Annotated in this window: 18 protein-coding genes; 8 read left to right on the forward strand and 10 right to left on the reverse strand. The window is 73.2% G+C overall.

Translation table 11 applies throughout. The annotated features are described in order from the left end of the window. Nucleotides 1–15: 15 nt before the first annotated feature. The 8 genes from ACZ4VI_RS25740 to ACZ4VI_RS25775 form a co-directional block, all read right to left on the reverse strand. Entirely contained in the window at nucleotides 16–747 is a 732-nt protein-coding gene (locus ACZ4VI_RS25740) for a GntR family transcriptional regulator (protein WP_468002834.1), read from the reverse strand. 316 nt (nucleotides 748–1,063) lie between these two features. Further along, nucleotides 1,064–2,491, reverse strand: a complete 1,428-nt coding sequence (locus ACZ4VI_RS25745) for an FAD-dependent oxidoreductase (RefSeq protein WP_468002836.1) — start codon at nucleotides 2,489–2,491, stop codon at nucleotides 1,064–1,066. Nucleotides 2,492–2,616: 125 nt separating this feature from the next. Further along, nucleotides 2,617–3,744, reverse strand: a complete 1,128-nt coding sequence (locus tag ACZ4VI_RS25750) for a PP2C family protein-serine/threonine phosphatase (RefSeq protein ID WP_468002838.1) — start codon at nucleotides 3,742–3,744, stop codon at nucleotides 2,617–2,619. A gap of 148 nt (nucleotides 3,745–3,892) precedes the next feature. After that, on the reverse strand, nucleotides 3,893–4,792 hold the full coding sequence (locus ACZ4VI_RS25755; protein WP_468002840.1) for an NAD-dependent epimerase/dehydratase family protein: 900 nt from the start codon (nucleotides 4,790–4,792) through the stop codon (nucleotides 3,893–3,895). Beyond that, nucleotides 4,789–5,964 (reverse strand): cytochrome P450, encoded by a 1,176-nt coding sequence (locus ACZ4VI_RS25760; RefSeq protein WP_468002842.1) that lies wholly within the window; start codon nucleotides 5,962–5,964, stop codon nucleotides 4,789–4,791. Before ACZ4VI_RS25760 ends, ACZ4VI_RS25755 begins: the two co-directional genes overlap by 4 nt. A 194-nt stretch (nucleotides 5,965–6,158) precedes the next feature. Continuing rightward, the gene (locus tag ACZ4VI_RS25765) at nucleotides 6,159–7,640 is read right to left on the reverse strand and encodes a class I adenylate-forming enzyme family protein (protein WP_468002844.1); all 1,482 of its coding nucleotides are present in this window, start codon (nucleotides 7,638–7,640) and stop codon (nucleotides 6,159–6,161) included. Next, a complete protein-coding gene (locus ACZ4VI_RS25770; protein WP_468002846.1) occupies nucleotides 7,640–8,383 on the reverse strand; it encodes a glycosyltransferase in 744 nt (247 codons plus the stop codon). The genes ACZ4VI_RS25765 and ACZ4VI_RS25770 overlap by 1 nt, the downstream gene beginning before the upstream one ends. Further along, nucleotides 8,380–9,408 (reverse strand): 3-oxoacyl-ACP synthase III family protein, encoded by a 1,029-nt coding sequence (locus ACZ4VI_RS25775; protein WP_468002848.1) that lies wholly within the window; start codon nucleotides 9,406–9,408, stop codon nucleotides 8,380–8,382. Before ACZ4VI_RS25775 ends, ACZ4VI_RS25770 begins: the two co-directional genes overlap by 4 nt. Nucleotides 9,409–9,640: 232 nt before the next feature. On the opposite strand from ACZ4VI_RS25775, the gene ACZ4VI_RS25780 reads away from it, so the two are divergent. The 4 genes from ACZ4VI_RS25780 to ACZ4VI_RS25795 all read left to right on the forward strand — a co-directional run bounded on the left by ACZ4VI_RS25780 (nucleotide 9,641) and on the right by ACZ4VI_RS25795 (nucleotide 16,394). Next, nucleotides 9,641–10,693, forward strand: a complete 1,053-nt coding sequence (locus ACZ4VI_RS25780; RefSeq protein WP_468002982.1) for an enoyl-CoA hydratase/isomerase family protein — start codon at nucleotides 9,641–9,643, stop codon at nucleotides 10,691–10,693. 333 nt (nucleotides 10,694–11,026) lie between these two features. Then, a complete protein-coding gene (gene fusA, locus ACZ4VI_RS25785) occupies nucleotides 11,027–13,099 on the forward strand; it encodes an elongation factor G (protein WP_468002850.1) in 2,073 nt (690 codons plus the stop codon). A 124-nt stretch (nucleotides 13,100–13,223) separates the two neighbouring features. Beyond that, nucleotides 13,224–14,153, forward strand: coding sequence for a glutaminase (locus tag ACZ4VI_RS25790; RefSeq protein ID WP_468002984.1), 930 nt, complete (start codon nucleotides 13,224–13,226; stop codon nucleotides 14,151–14,153). Nucleotides 14,154–14,312: 159 nt separating this feature from the next. Then, nucleotides 14,313–16,394, forward strand: a complete 2,082-nt coding sequence (locus ACZ4VI_RS25795; protein ID WP_468002986.1) for a SpoIIE family protein phosphatase — start codon at nucleotides 14,313–14,315, stop codon at nucleotides 16,392–16,394. Here the strand turns inward: ACZ4VI_RS25795 and ACZ4VI_RS25800 are convergent. Beyond that, the gene (locus ACZ4VI_RS25800; protein ID WP_468002852.1) at nucleotides 16,379–17,488 is read right to left on the reverse strand and encodes a baeRF2 domain-containing protein; all 1,110 of its coding nucleotides are present in this window, start codon (nucleotides 17,486–17,488) and stop codon (nucleotides 16,379–16,381) included. The genes ACZ4VI_RS25795 and ACZ4VI_RS25800 overlap by 16 nt on opposite strands. 197 nt (nucleotides 17,489–17,685) lie before the next feature. Between ACZ4VI_RS25800 and ACZ4VI_RS25805 the strand changes: the two genes are divergently transcribed. The 4 genes from ACZ4VI_RS25805 to ACZ4VI_RS25820 are packed head-to-tail and all read left to right on the forward strand — an operon-like array spanning nucleotide 17,686 to nucleotide 21,394. Beyond that, the gene (locus ACZ4VI_RS25805; RefSeq protein ID WP_468002854.1) at nucleotides 17,686–18,672 is read left to right on the forward strand and encodes a branched-chain amino acid ABC transporter permease; all 987 of its coding nucleotides are present in this window, start codon (nucleotides 17,686–17,688) and stop codon (nucleotides 18,670–18,672) included. A 13-nt stretch (nucleotides 18,673–18,685) separates the two neighbouring features. Next, a complete protein-coding gene (locus ACZ4VI_RS25810) occupies nucleotides 18,686–19,678 on the forward strand; it encodes a branched-chain amino acid ABC transporter permease (RefSeq protein ID WP_468002856.1) in 993 nt (330 codons plus the stop codon). Further along, nucleotides 19,668–20,636, forward strand: coding sequence for an ABC transporter ATP-binding protein (locus ACZ4VI_RS25815; protein WP_468002858.1), 969 nt, complete (start codon nucleotides 19,668–19,670; stop codon nucleotides 20,634–20,636). The genes ACZ4VI_RS25810 and ACZ4VI_RS25815 overlap by 11 nt, the downstream gene beginning before the upstream one ends. Then, nucleotides 20,633–21,394, forward strand: coding sequence for an ABC transporter ATP-binding protein (locus tag ACZ4VI_RS25820; RefSeq protein ID WP_468002860.1), 762 nt, complete (start codon nucleotides 20,633–20,635; stop codon nucleotides 21,392–21,394). Before ACZ4VI_RS25815 ends, ACZ4VI_RS25820 begins: the two co-directional genes overlap by 4 nt. Nucleotides 21,395–21,497: 103 nt before the next feature. Here the strand turns inward: ACZ4VI_RS25820 and ACZ4VI_RS25825 are convergent, their stop codons facing one another. Beyond that, nucleotides 21,498–22,757 (reverse strand): ABC transporter substrate-binding protein, encoded by a 1,260-nt coding sequence (locus ACZ4VI_RS25825; protein WP_468002862.1) that lies wholly within the window; start codon nucleotides 22,755–22,757, stop codon nucleotides 21,498–21,500. Between the last annotated feature and the right edge of the window lie 69 nt (nucleotides 22,758–22,826).

Below are 22,826 nucleotides of genomic sequence, written 5' to 3' on the forward strand. Positions count from 1 at the left end.
GCCCCTGGCCCGGGATCAGCCGCCGCCGCGCGGCCCGCCGACGGTCACGGCGGCCGACGGCCGCGCGCCGGCGTCGTCCCGCTCGCCGTCCCGCGCCCACAGCGAGCGCACATGGCTGAGATGGCGGACCATGCAGGCCTCCGCGCCCCTCGCGTCACCCGCCAGCATGAGGTCGAGCAGCTCCAGATGCTCCTCGGCGGACGGCAGCAGTTCACCCCGCTCGTCCAGCGCCGTCAGCCCGTACAACCGGGACCGCTTGCGCAGATCGCCGACCGTCTCCACCAGGCGCTCGTTGCCGGAGAGACCGAGCAGTGTCAGATGGAAACGCCGGTCCGACTCCAGATAGCCGATGAGGTCATGGGCGCGGGCCGCCGCCACGATCTCCTCGGCGATCGGGCGCAGCGCCCGCAACTCCTCGCGGTCCGCCGTCAACGCCACCCGGCCGACGGTCGGCACCTCGATCAGCAGACGGATGTCCGTGTACTGGTCGAGGTCGCGCTCGTCGACCTCGGTGACCCGGAACCCCTTGTTGCGGACCGGCTCGACCAGGCCCTCACGGGCGAGGTCGAGCATGGCCTCGCGTACCGGCGTCGCGGAGATGCCGAAGTCCTCGGCCAGGACGGGGGCCGAGTACACCTGACCGGGCTTCAGCTCGCCGGAGATCAGCGCGGCCCGCAGAGCGTGGGCCACCTGGTCCCGCAGCCGCTCCCGGTTGGTGACCAGACGGGCCTGCTTCAGATGCCCCATGTGCCGTTCTCCGACTTCCGCTTGTCGCGCCGCCCGCCTGACGGGGCGTGGCGCCGCACCAGCGTACGATTTCACATCGGAAGCCCTGCCGGGAACGGGTCGCCCGGGTCGACCGTCGATCAGATCATGCACGCTGTCGACGCCGACGCTGCCGCTCAGTCCGGAGGCTCGGGCACGGGGGGTTCCTGCGGGGGCGGGGCGGAATCCGGCGGTTCCACCTCCGGCTCGACAGGCTCCACCGGCTCGGGTGCGAGAGGCGCGGGTCCGGGGGTGGGTTCGGGGTCGCGGGGGACGGGGGCCGGTTCGATGGGCGTGGTCATGGCTCTCGCCTTCGCTCCATGTTCTCCAGGGGGCGGGTCGCCGGACCCTGCACCACACGGCCGTCGGCCGCCGCGAACCGGGAGCCGTGGCAGGGGCACTCCCAGGTGTCCTCCAGCTCGTTGAAGCCCAGCTCGCAGCCCATGTGGGTGCAGCGCGGCGGACGGGCGACGAGGTAGTGGCGGGCCACCGACGCCTGCGCCCTGACCACGTCGGGGAACTCCCGCAGCGGCAGGATGCGGCGCGGGTCGAACAGCTCGGTCCAGTCGGGGCGCGGCGCCCCGGTCACATGGGCGGCGAGCAGCCGGCCCGCCATCACCCCGTTGCTCATGCCCCAGCCGCCGAAGCCCGTGGCCACGAAGACGTGCTGCGTGTCCGGGTGCTCATGCCCGACGTACGGGAGATGGTCCGCCGACCGTACGTCCTGCGCCGCCCACCGGTACGTCGTCCGGGCCTCGCCGAAGTCCGGGAAGATCCGGCGGGCCCACCCGGTGAGGCGTTCGAGGCGCTCGCCCGTGTGATCCGTACCGGGTACGAAGGCCTCGCCGGTGACGACGAGCAGCCGGTGACCGTCGTCGTACGGGGCAGTGCGCAGCGAGCGCGTGCGGTCCTCCGGGGTGAGGTACATGCCGTGCGGCGCCCGGTCCTTCGGCACGGGGGCGGCCACCACGAGCTCGCGCCGTACCGTCAGCCGCGCAAGGAGCGAGCTGTGCACGGTCAGCGGGAAGTGCGTGGCGACGACGACGTCCTCGGCGTGGACCGTGTGGCCGGCCTCGGTGGTGAGCCGGCAGTCCGCGTGCTCGCGGAGACCGGTGACCCGGGTGTGCTCGTGGATCGTGCCGCCGCGGGCGACGAGGTCCTCGGCGAGACCGAGCAGGAACCTGCGGGGATGGAAGAGGAGCTGGTCGTCGAGGCGTACGGCCGCGGCCACCGGGAAGGGGAGCTCGGTCTCCGTCACGTACGCGACGTCAAGACCCGCCTCCAGGGCGGCGGCCGCCTCGGAGCGGATCTCACCCGCCCGTCGCGCGTCCGTGACGTACGTGTAGGCGGGCGCACGCTCCAGCTGGGCGTCGATACCCGTCTCGGCGCACAGGCGGACGACATGGTCCATGGCCTCCCGCTGGGCGCGGGCGTACCGGGCGGCGGCGAGGGTGCCATGGGTGTCGCGGAGCCGCGCATAGGTGAGACCGTGCAGCGCGGTCAGCTTGCCCGTGGTGTGTCCGGAGACCCCACCGGCGATCCGGTCGGCCTCCAGAAGCACGACCTCGCGGCCCGCGCGGACCAGCTCGTGCGCGGTGCACAGGCCCACGATGCCGCCGCCGATGACGACGACATCGGCCGTGAGGTCCTCGGCGAGGGCGGGGCGGTCGGGAGAGGGGGTGCCACGCATCCAGTACGACGTGCCGAAACTCGCGTCCGCCGGCATCGCGCGCTCCTTCGGGCGGGGGCTGCTGTCCGGCGACTGCCCGCCCGGCTCGGGACCATGCGCGGCGGCGGCTGCGGGGCCCGAGACCGAGCTTCAGGGCTACGGCTCCTTGCTGAAGGCCTCGGCTATGGCGCGAGGCGCTCGACCGCGACGAGCGCCGCGTCGTCGCCGAGATGGCCGCCCGCGTACGCGCGCAGGTCGTCCCGCAGACGGCCGAGCAGAGTCGGCGGGTCGTCCCCGACCCAGGCGGCGACCCGCTCCGTCAAGGGGTAGAAGGCGCGCGAGCGGTCGCGGGCCTCCACGACCCCGTCGGTGTAGAGCAGCAGGACGTCGCCGACGTCGAAGGGGAAGGTCTCCACCGTGACGTCGGCGGGCAGTACGTCCGCGAGACCTAGCGGAGGGCTCGACTCGGCGGTGGCGAGGGGGATCACCCGCCCCCGCCGCAGGAGCAGGGGTGGCGGGTGCCCGCAGTTCACGAGCCGCACCACCGGCTCCCGATCGGGGATGTCGAGGACCAGCGCGGTGACGAAGGCCTCGTCGGCCGCCTCGCCGGCACCGGATCCCGGCTCCGCCACGCTGTCCGGCTCCTCGGCCGATCCGACACCCGCCTCCAGATGCCCGATCAGCGCGGGCAGCTCCGTCTCCTGCCGGGCCGTGACCCGGAAGGCGCCCAGGACGAGGGACGCCTCGCTGATCGCGTCGAGCCCCTTGCCCCGGGCGTCCCCGATCAGCAGCCGCGTCCCCGTCGCCGTACGGGCCGCCGCGTACAGATCGCCCCCCATCTGCGCCTCCTCCTCGGCCGCCAGATAGACGGACGCGATGTGCAGGGGGCCCGCCCGGCGGGGGAGAGGGCGCAGGACGACGCTCTGGGCGGCCTCGGCGATCGAGCGCAGCTGCGCCACCTTGCTCTCGTGCCGCTCGCGCAGGTGCGCGAAGAAGGTGACGATGACCGAGATCAGGATCAGCGCGATGATCTGGTACGTGTGGTTGAGGTCGGTCAGGCTCGTCCGCGCGATCGCCACCACGGCCTGGGCGAGGACCGCGACCGCACCCACGAAGGCCGTCATGCGAGGCCCCGCGAACGAGGCCGTCACCGCGGGCGCGGCGACCAGGAAGGGCCCGAGATGGACCTCGGGCGGAGCCAGGATGTCCACGACCGTGACCACCGCGATCAGCGCGAACGACGCCGAGAGCAGGGCCCGCCCGCCCCGCCGGGAGAAGCGGGGTGCGAGGTCGTGCCGCCGGGCATCCATGTGAAAGGCATACATCAGGTGATGGGGCATGTCCTGTTGCGGTGTGCCGCGGCCCCCGCCGACGGGGCCCTGGACGATGAGCCGGCGCGGCGCTGGAGATGGGTGAACGGTCAGGAGCCGCCGTGCACGACGCGGCCGGTCGGCGTGCTCACGTCGGCACGTAGTCGGCGAGGGTACGGGCCGCCCGCCAGCCCTGCCGCCGCGCCTTGGACACGTCCAGGACGACACGGTGGGCCAGCTGATCCACGGCGTACCGGGTCAGCGGCGGCTCCGCTGCGGGCCAAAGACGTGCCAGGGCCTCGGCCGCGACGGCTGCGCCCCGTGCCACGGGGAGGGGGAGGTGGTGGATCCGGGCGCGTACGCCATGGGCCCGCAGGACCGTCCGGATCGCCTCGTCGCGGCGGTACGGCTCCGGGTCCGCGATGTTGTACGCGCCCGGGCCCCAGTCGGCGGCCCCCAGACACGCGTCGGCGAGGTTCTCGACGGCCGTCAGGCTCAGGACGACATCGGGGCCGGGCAGCAGCACCCGGCCTGCCCGCACGCGGGCCAGGAGGCGGGGCACCAGGTGCGGATCGCCGGGGCCGTACACCGCGCGCGGACGCAGGATCACCGCCCCGGCGGCGAGCGCGAGGGCCTCGCCCGCGGCCTTCGTACGGCCGTAGGCGTTCAGCTGCCCGCGCACCGGATGGTCCTCGGTGATCCGGTCCCGGCCGGGACCGGGGGCGTAGACGCTGGCGCTGCTCACCCAGACCACCGGGCGGCCCGCGGCCGCCTCCAGGAGCCGGGCGGTGCCGTCGACGTTCACGGCCCGCATCGTCGCCTCGGCAGGCGAACCGGGCACGGGGTCGCCGACGGCCGCCGCGCAGTGCACGACGAGGTCGGCCCCGGCGAGGTCGGGCGGCGCGGTCTCGGCGTCCCAGGGAACGTGCCGGCCGACCGGACCGGGCCGCCGCCCCACGCATAGGACGTCGGCGCCGCGCGCGGCGGCGAGGGCGGCGACATGGGAGCCGCAGAAGCCGCTCGCTCCTGTGACGGCGATCGTGATCATGCGGGGTTCTCCGGGCCGGTGAGGGGGACGGTGGTGGCGCGGACGGTCAGCCGACGCCAGCCGGGCAGCGCGGCGCGCCGGTCCACCCGTGCGGTGACGACCACCGGGCGGTACGGGGCGAGTGCGGCCAGGACGTCGTCCAGCTGCGCCAGGGCGAGCCGCGCGCCGGGGCAGGCATGCGGACCGGCCCCGAAGACGAGGCGGGCGACGGCGGGCGGGGCGGGACGGTGGGCGTCCGGCAGCTCGCGGTCCGCCCCCACGGCATGCCGCGCCACGAGCACCAGCCGGTCCCCGGCCTTCACCGGACACCCGCCGAGCACGGCATCGGCCGCCGCCACGCGCGGCAACAGCGGGGACGGCGCCGTGACCCGCAGCAGCTCGCCCACGAGCGCGGGCCGCAGCCCGTCGTCGGCGGCCTGCTCCCAGAGCCCGCCGTCGGCACACCACGCGACGGCACGCGGCAACGCGGCGACGGTGGTGTTGACGGCCGCGACGGCGATCATGGCACGCACAGGTTCGTCCGCGGGGGGCCGCTGCGTGACAGGTTCGTCCGCGGTCGCCGCGGGCGGGCGCTCGTCGCCGTAGGCGCACCCGGGACCCCCACGTGGCCGCGCGCCCGAGGCTCCTCCGGTGAGCAGAGCCTCCAGGCGAGCCGTCGCCCTTGCCGCCGCGCCGGCGGTACCCGGCGGGCGGGGGCCCGGGAGGTGGTCGCGGACGGCGGCGGCCGCCGCATCCGCCGCCGCCTCGGCGAGGGCCGAGGGATCGGCCGAGGTGTTCAGAAGTGCGCGGACGGTCGCGCCGGCGAGCTCGCGGGCCAGCGGGACGAGGTCGACGGGGTGCCCGGCCGCGAGCGGGGCGAGACGACGGGCGAGCACGGCCTGCCAGACCGGGCGCAGCCGCTCCACCCCGGCCGCGCCCAGGTCGGCGGCGAGGCCCCGCCGGGCGTCGCGGTGGTCGGCGCCCTCCTGGTCGAACAGCGTGCCCCCACCGGAGAGCTCTCGCGCCGCACCACCCGTGGTACCGGCCGCTGCGCGGTCCAACGGGATCCGGGTCAGGGCCTCCCGGTACGGCTCGGCGCCGTTCACCAGAACCGCCCGCCCAAGCCTCACCACCGGCCGCCGCCGGACGGCAGCGAGCAGAGCGAACAGCACCGGATGCGACCGCGTATACACCCGCTGATCCCTCCACCGCGCCCGCCGAAGCCCCGCCCCTGGCGCCGCGCCCGCCCCCGGCGGCGTCCGCAGCGGCCACTCGTGGTCCGGCTCGGCTCCGTCGCTCGTCACCGCGCCCATCCCGGGCTCCGCCCGTGCCGCCCCGCCCGCCCCCGGCCCCGCCCGCAGCGGCGTCCCCGAATCCCCCGCCGCCTTCATCGGACCGACTCCGTCGCGTGCGCGGCCGCCAGTCTCGCGGTCGCCTCCCGGTCCGGTTTCAGCGAGCGGCCGGAGAGGGGGATGTCGGCGAGCAGGAGGGAGTCCGGGCGGGCCGTGCCCATGCGGCGCAGCGGGGCGGCGAGCGCTGCCCGTACCCGGTCATGGTCGGCCTCGCGGCGCGGCTGGACGACGGCGACCAGGCGCTCGTCCCCGTCCCCGGCCGGAACGCCCACCAGCAGGGCCAGTTCGACCCCGGGCACGTGCAGTGCGGGCTCGTACAGACCCGGGTAGATGTTCTCCGCCCGCCTCAGCACCATGTCCTTGCAGCGCCCCGCGAGCACGATCCGGCCGTCCCCGTCGAGTCGCCCCCGGTCACCGGTGCGGACCCACGGCTCGGGCTCGTCCCCGAGGTAGCGGTCGCGGGCCCCCGGCCCCGACAGCAACAGCTCGCCGCCCGCGTCCGCCTTCGCCTCCACCCCCGGCAGCGGCGCTCCCACCAGATCGCCGTCACCGGTGAACGCCGCTTTCTCCGCCTGCTCCACTGCCGCGGCCGGGAACAGCTCGGTGAGCGCGTACACCCCCCACGCCTCGTCCGCCCCGGCGCTCCGCACGCGCGTCAGCAGCTCCGCGCTCGCCGGCGCGGAACCGGTCCACACCCGCCCGCCGAACCGGGCGTCCACCGCAAGGGCCGCCCGAAGCTGAGGTGGCGTCAGATAGGTGGCCTGTGGGGCCAGTCGATGCATCTGCCGGGCCAGTACGCGCGGCGAACGCGCCGGCAGCGCGACCGGCGCGCCGCTCGCGAGCGAGGGTACGAGGACGAAGAACGTGCCGCCGAGCACGGGACGGCCGGACTCCGGACGTACGAGATCGGTCACCGTCGCCATCCCGGCGGCCAGCGACGAACGGGTGTGGACCACCGCGCGGGGCCGCGACGTCGTGCCGGAGGTGAAGACGATCACCGCGTCCCCGTCCTCGTCCACCGCACGCGGCAGCACCGACATAAGCACACCCGTGTCCAGCGCCGGCGCGCAACCCGGCAGTCTCGGTCCGACCGTCGCCACCGGGCCGCCCAACTCACCGAGATCCGGCAGCGCGAGCCGTACCCGACGGGCGAGTGGCCGCGCCCAGCCGGCGACCGCCTGGGCCGTCGCGTCGGCCAGCACGATGTCGGGGCGGGCCAGCGCGAGGCGGGCCCGCAGCACGTCGGGGCCCGCGCCCGGGTCCAGTACGGCCGCCCGCAGCCCGAGCCGGTGCACGGCCAGCATCACGGCCAGCGCGCGCGGCCCGGGCCGTACCGCGACGCCGACCGTGCCGCCGCGCCGCAGCCCCCGCGCGTGCAGGGCGGCGGCGTACCGGTCCGCGAGGTCGGCGAGTTCACCGCAGGTGGCCTTCGTCCGGACCGCCCCGGACCGTGTCGTACCGAGGACGGCCGGGCGGCCGGGATGCGACCGCAGGGTGTGAGCGAGTGCGTCCAGCATCAGCGCGGGTCCTCTCCGTGCCGCCCCGGTCCCCGGTCCAGGTACCAGCGGGCGGTGCCGACGATTCCGTACGCGCGCAGGCGCCGGGTCGAGTTCTCCACGACCATGTCGTGGGCGTGCACGATGGCGGTGGTGCGGCGGCGCACCCGGTTCAGGAAGAGCCGGTCGGTGGGGGAGGGCCGGCGCGGCATCCCACCGACGGCCTCGTACAGCCGCGCGGTGATGGCCATGTTGTTGCCCGCGTGCATCCGGTACGGCGCGAGGTAGCCGTGCCGCCGCCGGTGCGCGGGCCGTACCCGGCCGAAGAACGCGGCGACGCGGACGAGGGTACGGAACAGGGCGCGGCCCACCGGCCCGTGCTCGTCCCGGCGGGCGTCGATCCGGCCGCACACCAGACCGGCCCCGCCCCGCAGCGCGGCCCGGGCGGCGGCCGTCCAGCCCGGGTGCGGAAGACAGTCGGCGTCCGTGCGGGCGAGCAGCGCGGCCCCGTGCCCGATCGCGTACCGGAACCCGGTGTCGACGGCGCAGCCCACGCCCTTGTCGCGCTCGTCGAGCACGTGGACGGGGAACGGCGCCCGCTCCGCGAACGCCCGGGCGATCGCGGCGGTGTCGTCCTCGGAGGCGTTGTCGACCACGACCAGCTGGAAGTCCCGGTCGGCCTGGGCGGCGAGCGCCTCCAGGGTGTCGCCGATGCGCGCGGCCTCCTGATGGGCGGGCACCACCACCCACAGCGCGTCGTTCATGCCTTCTCCCAGACCATCGTCATGATGCTGACGCCTCCTCCGAGGCCGACGAACAGCACCCGGTCGCCGGGGCGCAGGCCGTCGTGCACCCGGTCGAGCTGCACGCCCAGCGTCGCGCTCGCGATGTTGCCGAGCTCCGGGACGGTGACGACGAGCCGGTCCTCGGGGACGCCGGTGATCTCCACGAACCGCTCCAGATACGGCACGGTCACCTGATGGACCAGGACGTACCGGAAGTGGCGCCAGTCGAGGCCCGTACGGTGCCGCATCCGGTCGATGACCGAGGTGCCCACCTTCTCGAAGACCTCGCGCAGCTCACTGCCGTCGCCCCGGAAGTAGGTGTGCTCGTCGCCCCGCGGATGCCGGGAACCGCCGCCGAATATCCCGCCGACCGGCCAGTGTTCGGAGTGCGTCTCGCTGTCCACGTCGAGGATCCCGCCCCGGTCCACCGTCTCCAGGACCACGGCGGCGCCCGCGTCGCCGAAGGTGTAGCCGGCGAACTCGTCCCGGAACTGGTCCAGGTCCGCGGGGTCGTGGCGGACGGCGCGGCTCGGCGTCTCACCGGTCACGACGAGCGCCCGCCGGGCACGCCCGGCCAGGATCATGGTGCGGGCGAGGTCGATGCCGTTGACGAAGCTGTTGCAGGCGTTGGTGACGTCCAACGCGTGGGCCCGGGAGCCCAGTTCGGCCTGCACGATGTGCGCGGTGGCCGGTTCCACCATGTCGCGGGTGGCGGAGGCGAACACCAGCAGGTCGACGTCCTGCGCCTCCGCCCCGGCCCGCCCGAGCGCCTGCCGGGCCGCCCCCACCGCCAGGGTGGAGGCGTACTCGCCCGGCCCCGCCATCCGCCGGGTCACGATCCCGGTGGCCCGCTCGAACACCCCGGCGGGCAGCGCCATCCCACTCCCGGCGACGACCCGCTGCCGCAGCCGCTCCGAATCCATGACCCGCTCGGGCAGGCACGCGCCGACCCCGGTGATCCCGACACGGAGAGGGCCGTCCGCGACGGCCTGATGACTGTTCATACGACGCAGGCTACGAACGCCGGGGGGCCTGGGGCCTGAGTGCGCGTACTCAACCGCCCTGAGGAAAAGCCCCCCGTTCCCTGGCGGTACGGTGGCCGGAAGATCGTTCGGAGGGAAGTGACGGGAATATGCGGCTGAATCGTACTCAGGCCCCCGGCCCGGCGGAGCGCCGGCGATGACCGCCGGAACGCCCGCGGGAACGTCCGCGACGACCGCCGGAACGCCCGCCGGAATGTCCGCGACGACCGCGGCCGACGGCCCCCACGTCCTCGTACGCACCGAAGGGCGAGCCGGGTTCGTCACCCTGAACCGGCCCCGGGCCATCAACGCCCTCACCCACCCCATGGTGCGCCGCATCGACGAGGCCCTGACCGCCTGGGAGGACGATCCGGCCGTCGAGTCCGTCGTCATCCAGGGCGCCGGGGAGCGCGGACTGTGCGCCGGCGGCGACATCCGGGCCATCCACGACGACGCCCGCGCCGGAGGCACCTCCACCCTCGACTTCTGGCGCGACGAGTACCGCCTCAACGCCCGCATCGCCCGCTACCCCAAGCCCTACGTGGCTTTCATGGACGGGATCGTGATGGGCGGCGGCGTCGGCGTCTCCGCCCACGGCTCCGTCCGGGTCGTCACCGAACGGTCCGGGGTCGCGATGCCCGAGACCGGCATCGGCTTCGTCCCCGACGTCGGCGGTACGTTCCTATTGAGCCGGGCGCCGGGCGAGCTGGGCACCCATCTCGCCCTGACCGGTGCCCAGGCCGGTGCCGCCGACGCCCTCCTGACCGGCCTCGCCGACCATCACGTACCGTCCGACGACCTGCCCCGGCTGGCCGTGGAGCTCACCCGCGCGCCCGCGCACGAGGTGCTGCCCCGGTTCGCCCGGCCGGCTCCGCCCGGCGAACTGGCCGCCCGGCGCGAGTGGATCGACGCCTGCTACGCCGCCGACACCGTCGAGGAGATCGTCGACCGGCTCCTCGACTCCGGCATCCCCGAGGCGAAGGAGACCGCCACCACCCTCCTCACCAGGTCGCCCACCGCCCTCAAGGTCACCCTCGCGGCCCTCCGCCGCGCCCGGCGGACGGAGTCCCTGGAGGCGGTCCTCGACATGGAGTTCCGGCTCTCCCGCGCCGCGCTCTCCTCCGCCGACCTCGTCGAGGGCATCCGCGCCCAGGTCGTCGACAAGGACCGCGACCCGCACTGGACGCCGCCCACGCTCGCCGAGGTGACGGACGCCGACGTGGCGCGGTACTTCGCCGAGCCGGAGGACCCGAAACAAATCCGGTGACCCGACCGGGCTCCCCTCCCTACACTCGCTGCACGTGCCGCCGAGATCACGGCGCACGCCGACGACCAACGAGGGGAGCCCGACCGTGTGTTGCCGCACCGCTGTCGTCGTTCCCCGGTCCCGGTACGACGTGATCCTGACGTCCCGGTCTCCCCGGTGCCGGCTGCGCGGCCGCCACCGGACCCCGTGACGAACACCTGACCTCCCGCCTGCCCCGGTGCGCCGCCAGACTCGCGCCGCGCCGCCGCGAGGTCTCTCTCCGCCCGCCTCCGGGCCGCTTCGTCCCGGGAAATCGCGCCGCCCTTTCTCGTACCCACCGAAAGGCCACGGGCCGTGCGTACCCACCTTCCCCAGCACGTCAGCAACTCCCTCGACCGCGTCCGCAACCTGGGCATCCTCGCCCATGTCGACGCCGGCAAGACCACCGTCACCGAGCGGATGCTGTACCTCACCGGCGCCACCCACAAGCGCGGCGAGGTCCACGACGGCACCACCGTCACCGACTTCGACGCGCAGGAACGCGACCGTGGCATCACCATCTTCGCCGCCGCGGTCAGCTGTGTCTGGGACGACCACCGGATCAACCTCATCGACACCCCAGGACACGTCGACTTCTCCGACGAGGTGGAGCGCTCGCTGCGCGTCCTCGACGGCGCGATCGCCGTGTTCGACGCCGTCGCCGGGGTCGAACCGCAGAGCGAGACCGTCTGGCGGCAGGCCGACCGGCACGGAGTACCGAGGATCGCCTTCGTCAACAAGCTGGACCGCGCGGGCGCCGACCTGGACCTGGCCGTCGCGTCGATCCGGGACCGCCTGCACACGGTGCCGCTCGTCGTCCAGCTGCCCATCGGCCGGGAGGACGCGTTCACCGGAGTCGTGGACCTGGTCCGCATGCGCGCCCTGGTCTGGGCCGCGGGCGCCGACACGTACAGCGAGGGCCCCGTGCCCGAAGCGCTCGCGGAGGAGGCACGCCGCCGGCGACGGGCCCTGGAGGAGGCGGTGGCGGAGCTCCATCCCGCCGCGCTCGAGGAGTTCTGCGCCGAGTCCTCGCTCGGCGCGGACACGCTCACGACGGCCCTGCGCGACCTGACCGGGACCGGGGACGGCGTGGTCGTGCTGTGCGGCTCGGCCTACCGCAACCGCGGTACGGAGCCCCTGCTCGACGCCGTCGTCTCCTACCTGCCCTCGCCGCTGGACGTACCGCCGGTGCGGGGCACCCTCGACGGCGAGGTACGGGAGCGGGCCGCCGACCCGGCGGAACCGTTCGCCGCGCTCGTCTTCAAGGTCAACTCGACCGCCACCGGGCGGCTCACCTACCTCCGCGTGTACGCGGGAACGATCGGAAAGGGGGATGTCGTGCTGGACGTCGGCGCCCGGCGCACCGAGCGGATCGGCCGCATTCTGCGCGTACAGGCCGACCGGAACACGGAGGTGGACCGGGCTCGCGCCGGGGACATCGTCGCGGTCGTCGGCGTGAAGGAGGCGCGCGCCGGGGCGACCCTGAGCGCGCCCTCGGCCCCGCTGCTCCTCGAACCGCCCACGGTGGCCGACCCGGTCGTCTCCGTCGCGGTCGAGGCGCGCCGGAGCCTGGACACCGACCGGCTGGCGACGGCGCTGGCCCGGCTCGTCGAGGAGGACCCCTCGCTGACGGTCCGGACCGACTCCGAGACCGGTCAGACCGTGCTCTCGGGCATGGGCGAACTGCATCTGGAGGTGGCCGTGGAGAAGATCCGCCGGGCCCAGGGCCTTGAGGTCGTCGTCGGCAGGCCGCAGGTGGCCTACCGGGAGACGATCGTCCGCGGGGTCTCCGGGCTCGTGTACCGGCACGTCAAACAGGACGGTGGCGCGGGCCAGTTCGCCCATGTCGTCCTCGACGTCGAGCCGCTGGAGGAAGGGGAGTTCGCCTTCACCTCCACGGTCACCGGCGGCCGCGTGCCCCAGGAGTACGTCCGCGCGGTCGAGGCCGGCTGCCTGGACGCCCTCGCCGAGGGCCCCCTCGGCGGCCATCCGGTCACGGGCGTGCGGGTCACGCTGACCGACGGCGCCACCCACTCCAAGGACTCCTCGGAGATGGCGTTCCGCACAGCGGGCCGCTTCGCGCTCCGCGAGGCCCTACGCGCCTCGGTGATGACGCTCCTGGAACCGGTGGTCGAGGTCACCGTCACGGTGCCCGACAGCGCCGTGGGCGGGGTGCTCGGTGACCTGGCGGCCCGCCGCGGCCGGGTCTCCGGCTCGACGGCGCGGGCCGGGACGGCGGTCCTCACCGCGACGGTGCCGCTGGCCGAACTGTTCGGCTACGCGTCCCGCCTGCGCAGCCGCACCCAGGGCCGGGGCACGTTCACCACCCGCCCCACCGGTTACGCCCCCGTGCCTGCGGGCACGGCGGTCGCCATGGCGCCCCGGTAACGGCCCCGACGGGCCCGCCCTCACGAGGGCGGGCCCGTTCCCCTGTCGTCGTCCCTAGAGGCTACGCGGAGGGGGCACCGGCTCCGACGGGATCCCGATGCCTGTCGGGATCCCAGCCCGCGGCATGATGAGGATCATGCTGCTGTCATTCCAGCCGGTCCTCGAGCGCATCGCCGAGGAGATCGGGGACCTCGTCGCCCGGGGCCGGCCCGCCGACTACATTCCGGCGCTCGCCGCCGGCGATCCGAGCCGCTTCGGCATGGCCGTCGCCGAGCTCGACGGGACGGTCTACGGGGTGGGGGACTGGCAACAACCCTTCTCCACCCAGTCGGTCACCAAGGCCTTCACGCTGGCCCTCGCCCTCGCCCACGACGGCGAGACGCTCTGGGAGCGCGTCGGACGTGAGCCGTCCGGCAACCCCTTCAACTCCCTTGTGCAGCTGGAGTACGAGCACGGCATCCCGCGCAATCCGTTCATCAACGCCGGAGCCCTGGTCGTCACCGACCGGCTGCACAGCCTCACCGGCGACGCCTCGGGCTCCCTGCTCGACCTGCTGCGCGTCGAGAGCGGCAACCAGGACCTCGACTTCGACCGTGACGTCGCCGCCTCGGAGACCGCCCACGGCGACCGGAACGCCGCGCTGGCCCATTTCATGGCCTCGTACGAGAACATCGCCAACCCCGTCCCGACCCTCTTGCGCGAGTACTTCCGGCAGTGCTCGATCGAGGCCTCCTGCGCCGACCTCGCCCTCGCCACCGGGTTCCTGGCCCGCCACGGCATCCGCGCCGACGGTTCACGGCTGCTCACCCGCAGCCAGGCCAAGCAGGTCAACGCCGTCATGCTCACCTGCGGCACCTACGACGCGGCCGGGGACTTCGCCTACCGGGTCGGCCTGCCCGGCAAGAGTGGCGTCGGCGGCGGCATCATCGCGGTCGTCCCCGGCCGCTGCACTCTGTGCGTGTGGAGCCCCGGTCTCGACGAACGCGGCAACTCGGTCGCGGGGGTCGCGGCGCTCGACCGCTTCACCACGATCACCGGCCTCTCCGTCTTCTGACATGCGGCGACCGCCGTGACGACCGCCGACCGCCGTGACGACCACGGAGCGGCGCCCGCGGGACAGGCCCGCGGGATAATGAGGCTGCGACGCTGGAGGTGCCTGGTGACCAGCACGGTCGGGCCGGCCCGGGGCGCCGGAGCAGTGGACACCGCGCTCATGGAGACCGTCCGCCGCACCGGTGCCTCCATCGGAGCCGTCTATCTCCTCGCCCCCGACGCGCAGGTCCTGCGCCTGGACGCCCTCTGCGGGGCCCCGGCCGAGTTCGCCGCGCCGTGGGCGAAGGTGCCGCTGGCCGCCCCGGCCCCGGTGGCCGACTCCGTACGCGAGGACCGCCTGGTCTGGGTGGGCAGCCAGCACGAGATGGCCCGCACCTATCCACGGACCGCGGTGGCCCTCCCGTACCCGCTCGCACTCGCCGCCGCACCGATCACCGGCACCAGGAGCTGGGGCTGCCTGCTCCTGATGTGGCCCGCGACCCGCCCGCCCCGCCTGACGCGGCGGGAACGCGGCTATCTCTTCTCCTGCTGCAGGCGCCTGGCCCGCCTCCTGGAGGAGGCCGCCGAGTCCGGACAGCCCTACGTCCCCGCCGACCCGCCCCGCGAAGTGCCGCTCGACACCGGCCGCAGGCCCGCGACCCCCGCCCAGGCGGCCGCCGACTTCGCCGAGCGTCTGCCCGGCGGCAGCTGCGCCCTGGACCTGGAAGGACACCTCACCTTCCTGAGCTCGGGCGCGGCCGAGCTCCTCGGCCGCGACGCCTCCGCCCTGCTGGGAACCCTGCCGTGGCACTCCCTGCCCTGGCTCGACGACCCCACCTACGAGGACCGCTACCGCGCCGCCGTGATCAGCCGCGAGCCCGTCTCCTTCACGGCCTGCCGCCCGCCGGACCGGTGGCTCGACTTCCACCTCTATCCGGACGCCAACGGCATCAGCGTCCGGATCGTCCCCACCGGCGCCCGTCCGCCTGCCGCCCCCGCGCCCGGCCGCGCCCCGGGCCCCGTCGCCCCCGCCCGCGCGGGCCGGCTCTACCAGCTCATGCACCTGGCGGCCGGCCTGACCGAGGTCGTCGGGGTCCAGGACGTCGTCGATCTGGTCGCCGACCAGATCATGCCCGCCTTCGGCGCCCAGGGACTGGTCCTCTCCGCGGTCGACTCCGGCCGCCTGCGGATCACCGGACACCGCGGCTACCCCGCCGAGATCGTCGAGCGCCTCGACGGACTACCCGTCGACACCACCCTCACCCCCGCCGGGCAGGCGCTCGCCAGCGGCATTCCCTCGTTCTTCGCGGACCCCGAGGAGATGCGGCGGATCTACCCCGAGGCCCACCCGATCAGCGGCAAACAGGCCTGGGCGTTCCTGCCCCTGATCATCTCCGGCCGGCCCGTCGGCTGCTGCGTCCTCTCGTACGACCGGCCCCACACCTTCTCGTCCGAGGAACGCGCCGTCCTGACCTCGCTCGCCGGACTCATCGCGCAGGCCCTCGACCGGGCCCGCCTCTACGACACGAAACTCCAGATCGCCCACGGCCTCCAACAGGCGCTCCTGCCGCACGGCCTCCCCACCGTCACCGGGCTCGACGTCGCCGCCCGCTACCTCCCCGCCACCTTCGGCATGGACATCGGCGGCGACTTCTACGACCTGATCCGGCTCGGCGACACCGCTGCCGCGGCCGTCATCGGCGACGTCCAGGGCCACAATGTCGCCGCGGCAGCGCTGATGGGCCAGGTCCGCACCGGAGTCCACGCCCACGCGACCCTCGGCGCGCCGCCCGACCAGGTGCTCTCGGCCACCAACCGGCTGCTCACCGACCTCGACCCCGGCCTGTTCACGAGCTGCCTGTACGCCCAGGTCGACTCCGCCCGCGGCCGTGTGTGCCTCGCCAGCGCGGGCCATCCGCCGCCCCTGGCTCGCCTCCCCGACGGCCGCACGGCACCGCTCGACGTACCGCCCGGCCCGCTGCTCGGCATCGACCCGGACGCCGTCTACCCCGTCACCGAGATCCCGCTCGTCGCCGGGCAGTTGCTCCTCCTCTATACCGACGGACTCGTCGAGACGCCTGGCACCGACTTCGACGACTCGCTCGCCGAACTCGCCGCCCATCTCGCGGCCTTGGACGACCGCGACCTGAACCTGCTCATCGACACGCTCCTGGCACGGGTCCGCCCCGCGTCCCGGCGCACCGACGACATCGCCCTGCTCGTCCTGAGGAGTCCGGGCACCGCGCGTCAGGCCTCGGTGTAGCGCAGCAGGACCGCCACGCCGTCCGCCAGCGGAAGCTCCTCGTCCGGCACGACGATCAACTCGGCCTGCGTACCGGCCGCCGCGCGGAGCAGCGCGGCGCCGGCCGCCGGTTCCTCCCAGGAGAAGTGCAGGCCGAAAGCGCTCAACTCCTCGGCGGACAGGGCGAGATGCGTGGGCGCCGAACCCACCCACAGATGCCGGGTGTGCCGCACCGGACGGTCCAGGATCAGCGTCCGCGCCTGCCCGCGCTGGAGGGCGGCGACGGCCGCGTCGATCCCCTCCACGTACTCCCGGTGGCGCGCCCGCTGCCCGAGGTACGTGTCCAGTTGATGCCGGTCGTGGGCGGGTAGGCGGCCGGCGAACAAGGCGGCGAGCTCCTCCTCCAGGAGCGCCCGGCCGGGCTCCGGACGGCGCGGATGCCCGTCCTTGAGCTTCACGAACAGCTCCCGCAGCTTCCGCGGGGCGGCCCTGATGAGGCTGTTCACCGCCCACGGGTCGCCGGCGAGCACGATCGTCTCCGTACCCTCGGCCTCCACGCCGTCCACCAGCTCCGCGAGCAGCTGTTCGACCTCCTTCGGCCAGCCCACCACCGGGATCCGACGGTGGACGCGGGGTGCGGGCGCGACCCGGCTCACCGGCCACCGGCCCATCTCGTGGTCCAGCTCCACCTCGTCCTCGTCCACCGGGTGCCCGCCGCCGTGCTCCGCCGCGTGCACACGGTGGAGCACGACGGCCGCGTAGGGGAGGGCAGGCGCGTACTGGAGCACGAGCGGAAGCACGTCAGGGAGCATCCCGTACCGGGCACTGCTCAGGGCGGGCGGTTCGGGCAGCGGCTCCGCGAGGAGGAGCCCGCCGTGCGCGGCGAACAGCGCCTGGCCGTGCGGCCCGGCCACGTCACGGTCCGTAGCGGCGCCACGCGTGAGAGCACTGATCGTGTCCTCGTCGGCACCCTGGGAGAGCAGGCTCCTGCGCACGTTCCGCAGGCGCAGCTCGATCGCCCGGTCCGCATCGTCGCCGTCGCGCGAGGTGTCGAGGTAGACGGAGACGACCGGCCCCGGATGGACGTACAGCGGGTCGAGGAAGTGCAGCTTCACGGCTTCCTCCCGGAGAGGAATGACGATTCCACCCGGGCGGCTACCCGCGCCGCGTCCGCCGACACCGCGCCGCCCCCGATCACCCCCCTACCACGGACATGGATGGCCCGACCCCCCGGGCGGTGAGACACTGGACGTCACAAGGTGTTCGTGGCACGTGACACACCGGACCTGCCGTGCGTCATCAGCGATTGTTCGTGGCGGCACTCGCCCTGCTCCTCGTGACGGCGCCCGCGCTCCCCGCGGCCGCCCGTGGACTGGCACAGGACGAGGAGGTCCCGCGCGGCCCGAACTTCGGCGCCCGCGCCCTGCAGGCCCTCCTCGACGGCGTCCAGTTCGGCGTCATCATCGCCATCTGCGCCGTCGGCCTGTCCCTGATCTTCGGGACCATCCACCTGATCAACTTCGCGCACGGCGAGTTCGTGACCATCGGCGCGACCTTCGCCTTCTTCCTCAACGTCTCGCCCTCCGGCCCCGGCTGGCATCTGATCCCCGCGGCGCTCGCCGCCGTCGCCTTCGGCGCCCTCCTCGGCGCGGCCGTCGACCGCGGCCTGTGGCGCCCCTTGCGGGCCCGCGGCACCGGGCTGATCAACATGTTCATCGTCACGATCGGCCTGTCGCTGCTGCTGCGGCACCTCGTCCTCGTGCTGTACGGGACCCGCCCCGGCTCATACGCCCAGTACGACATCCAGGAGGCGATCGATCTCGGCCCCGCCGGCATCACCCCACGCGACCTGACGGTCACCCTGCTGTCGATCGCCGCCCTCCTCGGCGTCGCCGCGCTGCTCCAGAAGACCCGGATCGGCACGGCCATCAGGGCCGTCTCCGCCGACCGCGACCTGGCCGAGGCATCGGGCATCAACGTCCAGCGCGTGGTCCTCGTCGTCTGGATGCTCGGTGGCGCGCTCGCGGCCCTCGGCGGCGTCTTCTTCGGACTCGTCGAGGTCATCACGTGGGACATGGGCTTCAAGCTGCTGCTGCTCATGTTCGCCGGCGTCATCCTCGGCGGTCTCGGCTCCGCGTACGGCGCGATGGTGGGCAGCCTCGTCATCGGCATCGTCGCCCAGATGTCCACGCTGTGGTTCCCGGTCGACCTGCAGTACGCCTGGGCGCTGCTCACGCTGATCGTCGTCCTGCTCGTCCGGCCGCAGGGCATCCTCGGCCGGCGTGAACGCGTCGGATGAGGGGTGGTGAGCCATGGACTTCGAAGTCATCCTCTCCGACGCCATCCGATCCGGCATCGGCCCCATCGCCGCGATCTTCGCGCTCTCCGCCATGGGTCTGAACCTGCACTTCGGCTACACCGGGCTGCTCAACTTCGGGCAGGTCGGCTTCATGCTCGTCGGTGGCTACGGACTGGCGATCACCGTGGCGACCTGGGGCGGCTCGATGTGGCTCGGGATCCTCGTCGGACTCGCCTCCGCGATCGTCCTCGCCCTGCTGCTCGGCCTGCCGACGCTGCGGCTGCGCGCCGACTATCTCGCCATCACCACCATCGCCGCCGGGGAGACGCTCCGGCTGTTCTACCGCTCCAGTTGGGCCGAGCCCACCACCGGCGGCGTATTCGGTCTCCAGCGGTTCGCGAACGAGTTCTACGACCTGAACCCCATCCCCCGAGGCTCGTACGGCTTCTGGCTCGTCAATTTCAGCTCGCGGGACCTGTGGGTGCTGATCGTCGCCTGGGCGCTCGTCGTCATCGTCGGCCTGCTGCTCGCCATGCTGATGCGCAGTCCGTGGGGCCGTGTGATCAAGTCGATCCGCGACGACGAGACCGCGGTGCGCAGCCTCGGCAAGAACGTCTACGCGTACAAGATGACGAGCCTCGTCCTGGGTGGTGTGCTCGGTGCGGTCGCCGGCATGCTGCAGGCCATCCAGGTCCAGTCGGTGAGTGCGGACAGCTTCGATCCCGGCGTCACCTTCTTCCTCTACACGTTGCTCGTCCTGGGCGGTGCCGGGCGCATCCTCGGTCCCGTCGTCGGCTCGATCCTCTTCTGGTTCGTGCTCACCTTCCTCGACAGCGCGTTGCGCCAGGCCATCGACGCCGGCGTCATCTCCTCCGACGTCATCAGTACGTCGGAGATCGGCGCCGTCCGCTTCGCCCTCGTCGGAATCGCCCTGATCCTTCTCGTCGCGTTCAGACCGCAGGGAATCCTCGGCAGCCGGAAGGAGATGCTGCTCAGTGGCCGATGACACGCGCCCCGCGTCCGTCCCGGAACCGGAGCCGGAGCCGGAGCCGGAACTGGAGCCCGAACTGGAGCCGCAGCAGGTGCGGGAGCCCCTCCCCGTGCCCGAGCCTGTACCTGCCGCTGTACCCGGGCCCGAGCCCGTACCCGGCGTGCCCAAGCCGGACCCGCTGCTCGTCCTCGACGGTGTCACCCGCGCCTTCGGTGGTCTCGTCGCCTGCCAGGTCGATCACCTGGAGGTGCAGCGGGGGACCATCACGGCCCTGATCGGCCCCAACGGCGCCGGAAAGAGCACCCTGTTCAACGTCGTGAGCGGCTTCGACCGGGCCGACAGCGGCCGGTGGTCGTTCGACGGACAGCCGCTCAACGGCCGCTCGGCGCACCGGATCGCCGGGCTCGGCCTGGTCCGTACGTTCCAGCTCACCCGCACCCCCGCCCGGCTCACCGTCCTGGAGAACATGCTCCTCGCCACCCCCAGGCAGCGCGGCGAGCGACTCCTGCCCGCGCTGCTGCCGCCGCTCTGGCGCGGACAGGAGCGCGACGCCGTGGCCAGGGCCGACGAACTGCTCGAACGCTTTCGGCTCACCCGGCTCCGGGACGACTACGCGGGCACGCTCTCCGGCGGCCAGCGCAAGCTGCTCGAACTGGCGCGCGCCCTGATGGCCCGACCGCTGATGCTCCTGCTCGACGAGCCCATGGCGGGAGTGAACCCGGCCCTGACCCAGTCGCTTCTCGGCCACATCACGGCGCTGCGGGACGAGGGCCTGACCGTGTGCTTCGTCGAGCACGACATGGACGTCGTCATGGGCATCAGCGACTGGGTGGCCGTCATGGCGGGCGGGCGGCTGGTGGCCGAGGGCCCGCCGTCCACCGTCGGCCGCAACCCCGCCGTCGTGGACGCCTACCTCGGCAAGCGCCATGACGAACCCGAGGCGAGCGGGGGAGAGGAGGCGTCATCGCCATGAACGAGACACCAGAGGTGCCGCCGAACTCCGGATACGGCCCCGCCCTCGTGGCCGACGACATCATCGCCGGCTATGTGCCGGGCGTCGACGTGCTCCGCGGCTGCACCATCGAGGTCGGGCAGGGCGAACTGGTCGGGGTCATCGGCCCCAACGGCGCCGGCAAGTCGACCCTGGCCAAGGCCGTCTTCGGACTGTTGCGCATCCGCAAGGGCAGGGTCCGGCTGTTCGGCGACGACGTCACCAACCGGCCCGCGCACGAACTGGTCCGCCGCGGCGTCGGATACGTACCGCAGCTGGCCAACGTCTTCGCTGCTCTCACTGTGGAGGAGAACCTGCGGATGGGCCTGTACCTGCGGCCTAAGGCCTACGCCGAGCGTGCCGCCGCGGTCGAGGAGATCTTCCCGGTGCTCGCCGCCCGCCGGAAGCAGAAGGCGGGGTCCATGTCGGGCGGTGAACGGCAGATGCTCGCCATGGCCCGCGCGCTGATGATGGAGCCGCGGGTGCTGCTGCTCGACGAGCCGTCGGCCGGGCTGTCCCCGATCTACCAGGACCAGGTCTTCGACCGGGTCAAGGAGATCAACGACGCGGGTGTGGCCATCCTCATGGTCGAACAGAACGCCCGCAGGTGTCTGCAGATCTGCGCCCGCGGCTACGTGCTCGACCAGGGCCGCAACGCGTACACCGGCGCCGGTCTCGATCTGCTGAACGACCAGAAGGTGATCGATCTCTACCTCGGTACGCTCGCCCGCGTCCGCTGACCTCACCGCGGTGGACCTGTCCCACCGCGGTGGGCCTGTGTCACTCCGCTCTCACTCCCTGTGTCACTCCGCTCTCACCCAGTGTCACTCCGTCACTCCGCTCTCACTCCGCGCCCTTGCTCACCTCCGTACGCACCGTCTTCAGCTCGCCCTTGTCGTTGTACGCGTACACCTCGATCGTCGCCTGGCCCGGCTCACCGGCGTCCGTGAAGTCGAGGGGACCGCTCACACCGTCGTAGTCGATGTCCTTGCCCTCGCTGAGCAGCTTCTTGCAGGCGGGGAAGGAATTGCACTTCTCTCCGTCCTTCGTGACCGCGACGATCTCCTCGGCGAACTTCCCCGGGTCGTCCGACTTGGCCTGCTCGGCGGCGAGCGCGGTGGTCGTGACGGCGTCGAAGGTCTGCGGGGCGAACTGCAGGACCTTCAGGTTCGGCGCGAACGCCTTCAGGGCCTTCACGAACTCGGGGTTGGTCACCGAGGCCGGAGCCGTTCCCTTCATGCCCGCGAGCCGGCCGGGGTCGGCGGGCGACACCAGCTTGGGCAGCTCCTCGCTGCGCAGTCCGTCGGTGCCGAATACGCCGATGTTGTCCGGCCCGATGCCTGCCTCGACCATCCCCTGGATGATCTGCGCGCCCTCCTCGAAGGCGATCACCGCAGCCGCATCCGGGTTCGAGTTCTTGATCTTCTGGACGATCTGGTCGAAGTTCGTGGCCTTGGGGTCGTACGTCTCGGCGAGCGTCACCGTGGCACCGCCGTCCTCAAGGGCCTTCTTCGTGGAGTCGAGCAGCCCGCGCCCGTAGTCGTCCGCGCGCGCGATCAGGGCCACCCGCTTGTGCCCGTCGCCCTGGATCGCCTTCGCCAGGATCGGGGCCTGCAGCGCGTCGCTCGGCGCGGTACGGAAGTAGAAGCCGCCGTCGTCGTAGTCGGTGAAGGTGAGCGCCGTATTGGAACTCGAGAACTGGACGACACCCTCACCGGTCACCCGGTCGATGATGGCCAGCGACATCCCGGAAGCCGCCGCACCGATGATCGCGTCGACCCCCGCGTTCAGCAGGCGGTCCGCCGACTGTGCCGCCACAGCCTCCTGACCTGCCTCGTCGGAGCCGAGCACCTTCGGAATCGGCTTGCCGAGTACGCCACCGCTGTCGTTGATCACCTTGATCGCGAAGTTCGTCGACTGGATCATGGGCGGGCCGAGAAAGGCCAGCTGCCCCGTCTCGGGCAGGACGTATCCGAGTTTGAGTACCCCGTCCTCGCCGGCAGCTGCCGAAGCGCCGCCTCCACCGCTGGTCGTACCGCATGCCGCTGCCAGGAGAGCGGCCGCGCCCAGGAAGATCGCGGACCGCCGTGCCGACGTTTTCATGTCCGCCTCCCCTCAGAGGCTTGATCCGTCCTTCTCCGCGCGTGAGGGCGCGGAGAATCCTGCTGCGAC

Source organism: Streptomyces sp. NPDC029169 (genome assembly GCF_055563935.1).

Coding starts and splice junctions, on each gene's coding strand:
- ACZ4VI_RS25780 (WP_468002982.1), top strand. CDS start 9,641: ATGTCCGCGACGACCGCGGCCGACGGCCCCCACGTCCTCGTACGCACC.
- ACZ4VI_RS25740 (WP_468002834.1), bottom strand. CDS start 747: ATGGGGCATCTGAAGCAGGCCCGTCTGGTCACCAACCGGGAGCGGCTG.
- ACZ4VI_RS25795 (WP_468002986.1), top strand. CDS start 14,313: ATGGAGACCGTCCGCCGCACCGGTGCCTCCATCGGAGCCGTCTATCTC.
- ACZ4VI_RS25810 (WP_468002856.1), top strand. CDS start 18,686: ATGGACTTCGAAGTCATCCTCTCCGACGCCATCCGATCCGGCATCGGC.
- ACZ4VI_RS25745 (WP_468002836.1), bottom strand. CDS start 2,491: ATGCCGGCGGACGCGAGTTTCGGCACGTCGTACTGGATGCGTGGCACC.
- ACZ4VI_RS25825 (WP_468002862.1), bottom strand. CDS start 22,757: ATGAAAACGTCGGCACGGCGGTCCGCGATCTTCCTGGGCGCGGCCGCT.
- ACZ4VI_RS25750 (WP_468002838.1), bottom strand. CDS start 3,744: ATGGATGCCCGGCGGCACGACCTCGCACCCCGCTTCTCCCGGCGGGGC.
- ACZ4VI_RS25770 (WP_468002846.1), bottom strand. CDS start 8,383: ATGAACGACGCGCTGTGGGTGGTGGTGCCCGCCCATCAGGAGGCCGCG.
- ACZ4VI_RS25790 (WP_468002984.1), top strand. CDS start 13,224: ATGATGAGGATCATGCTGCTGTCATTCCAGCCGGTCCTCGAGCGCATC.
- ACZ4VI_RS25765 (WP_468002844.1), bottom strand. CDS start 7,640: ATGCTGGACGCACTCGCTCACACCCTGCGGTCGCATCCCGGCCGCCCG.
- ACZ4VI_RS25775 (WP_468002848.1), bottom strand. CDS start 9,408: ATGAACAGTCATCAGGCCGTCGCGGACGGCCCTCTCCGTGTCGGGATC.
- ACZ4VI_RS25820 (WP_468002860.1), top strand. CDS start 20,633: ATGAACGAGACACCAGAGGTGCCGCCGAACTCCGGATACGGCCCCGCC.
- ACZ4VI_RS25755 (WP_468002840.1), bottom strand. CDS start 4,792: ATGATCACGATCGCCGTCACAGGAGCGAGCGGCTTCTGCGGCTCCCAT.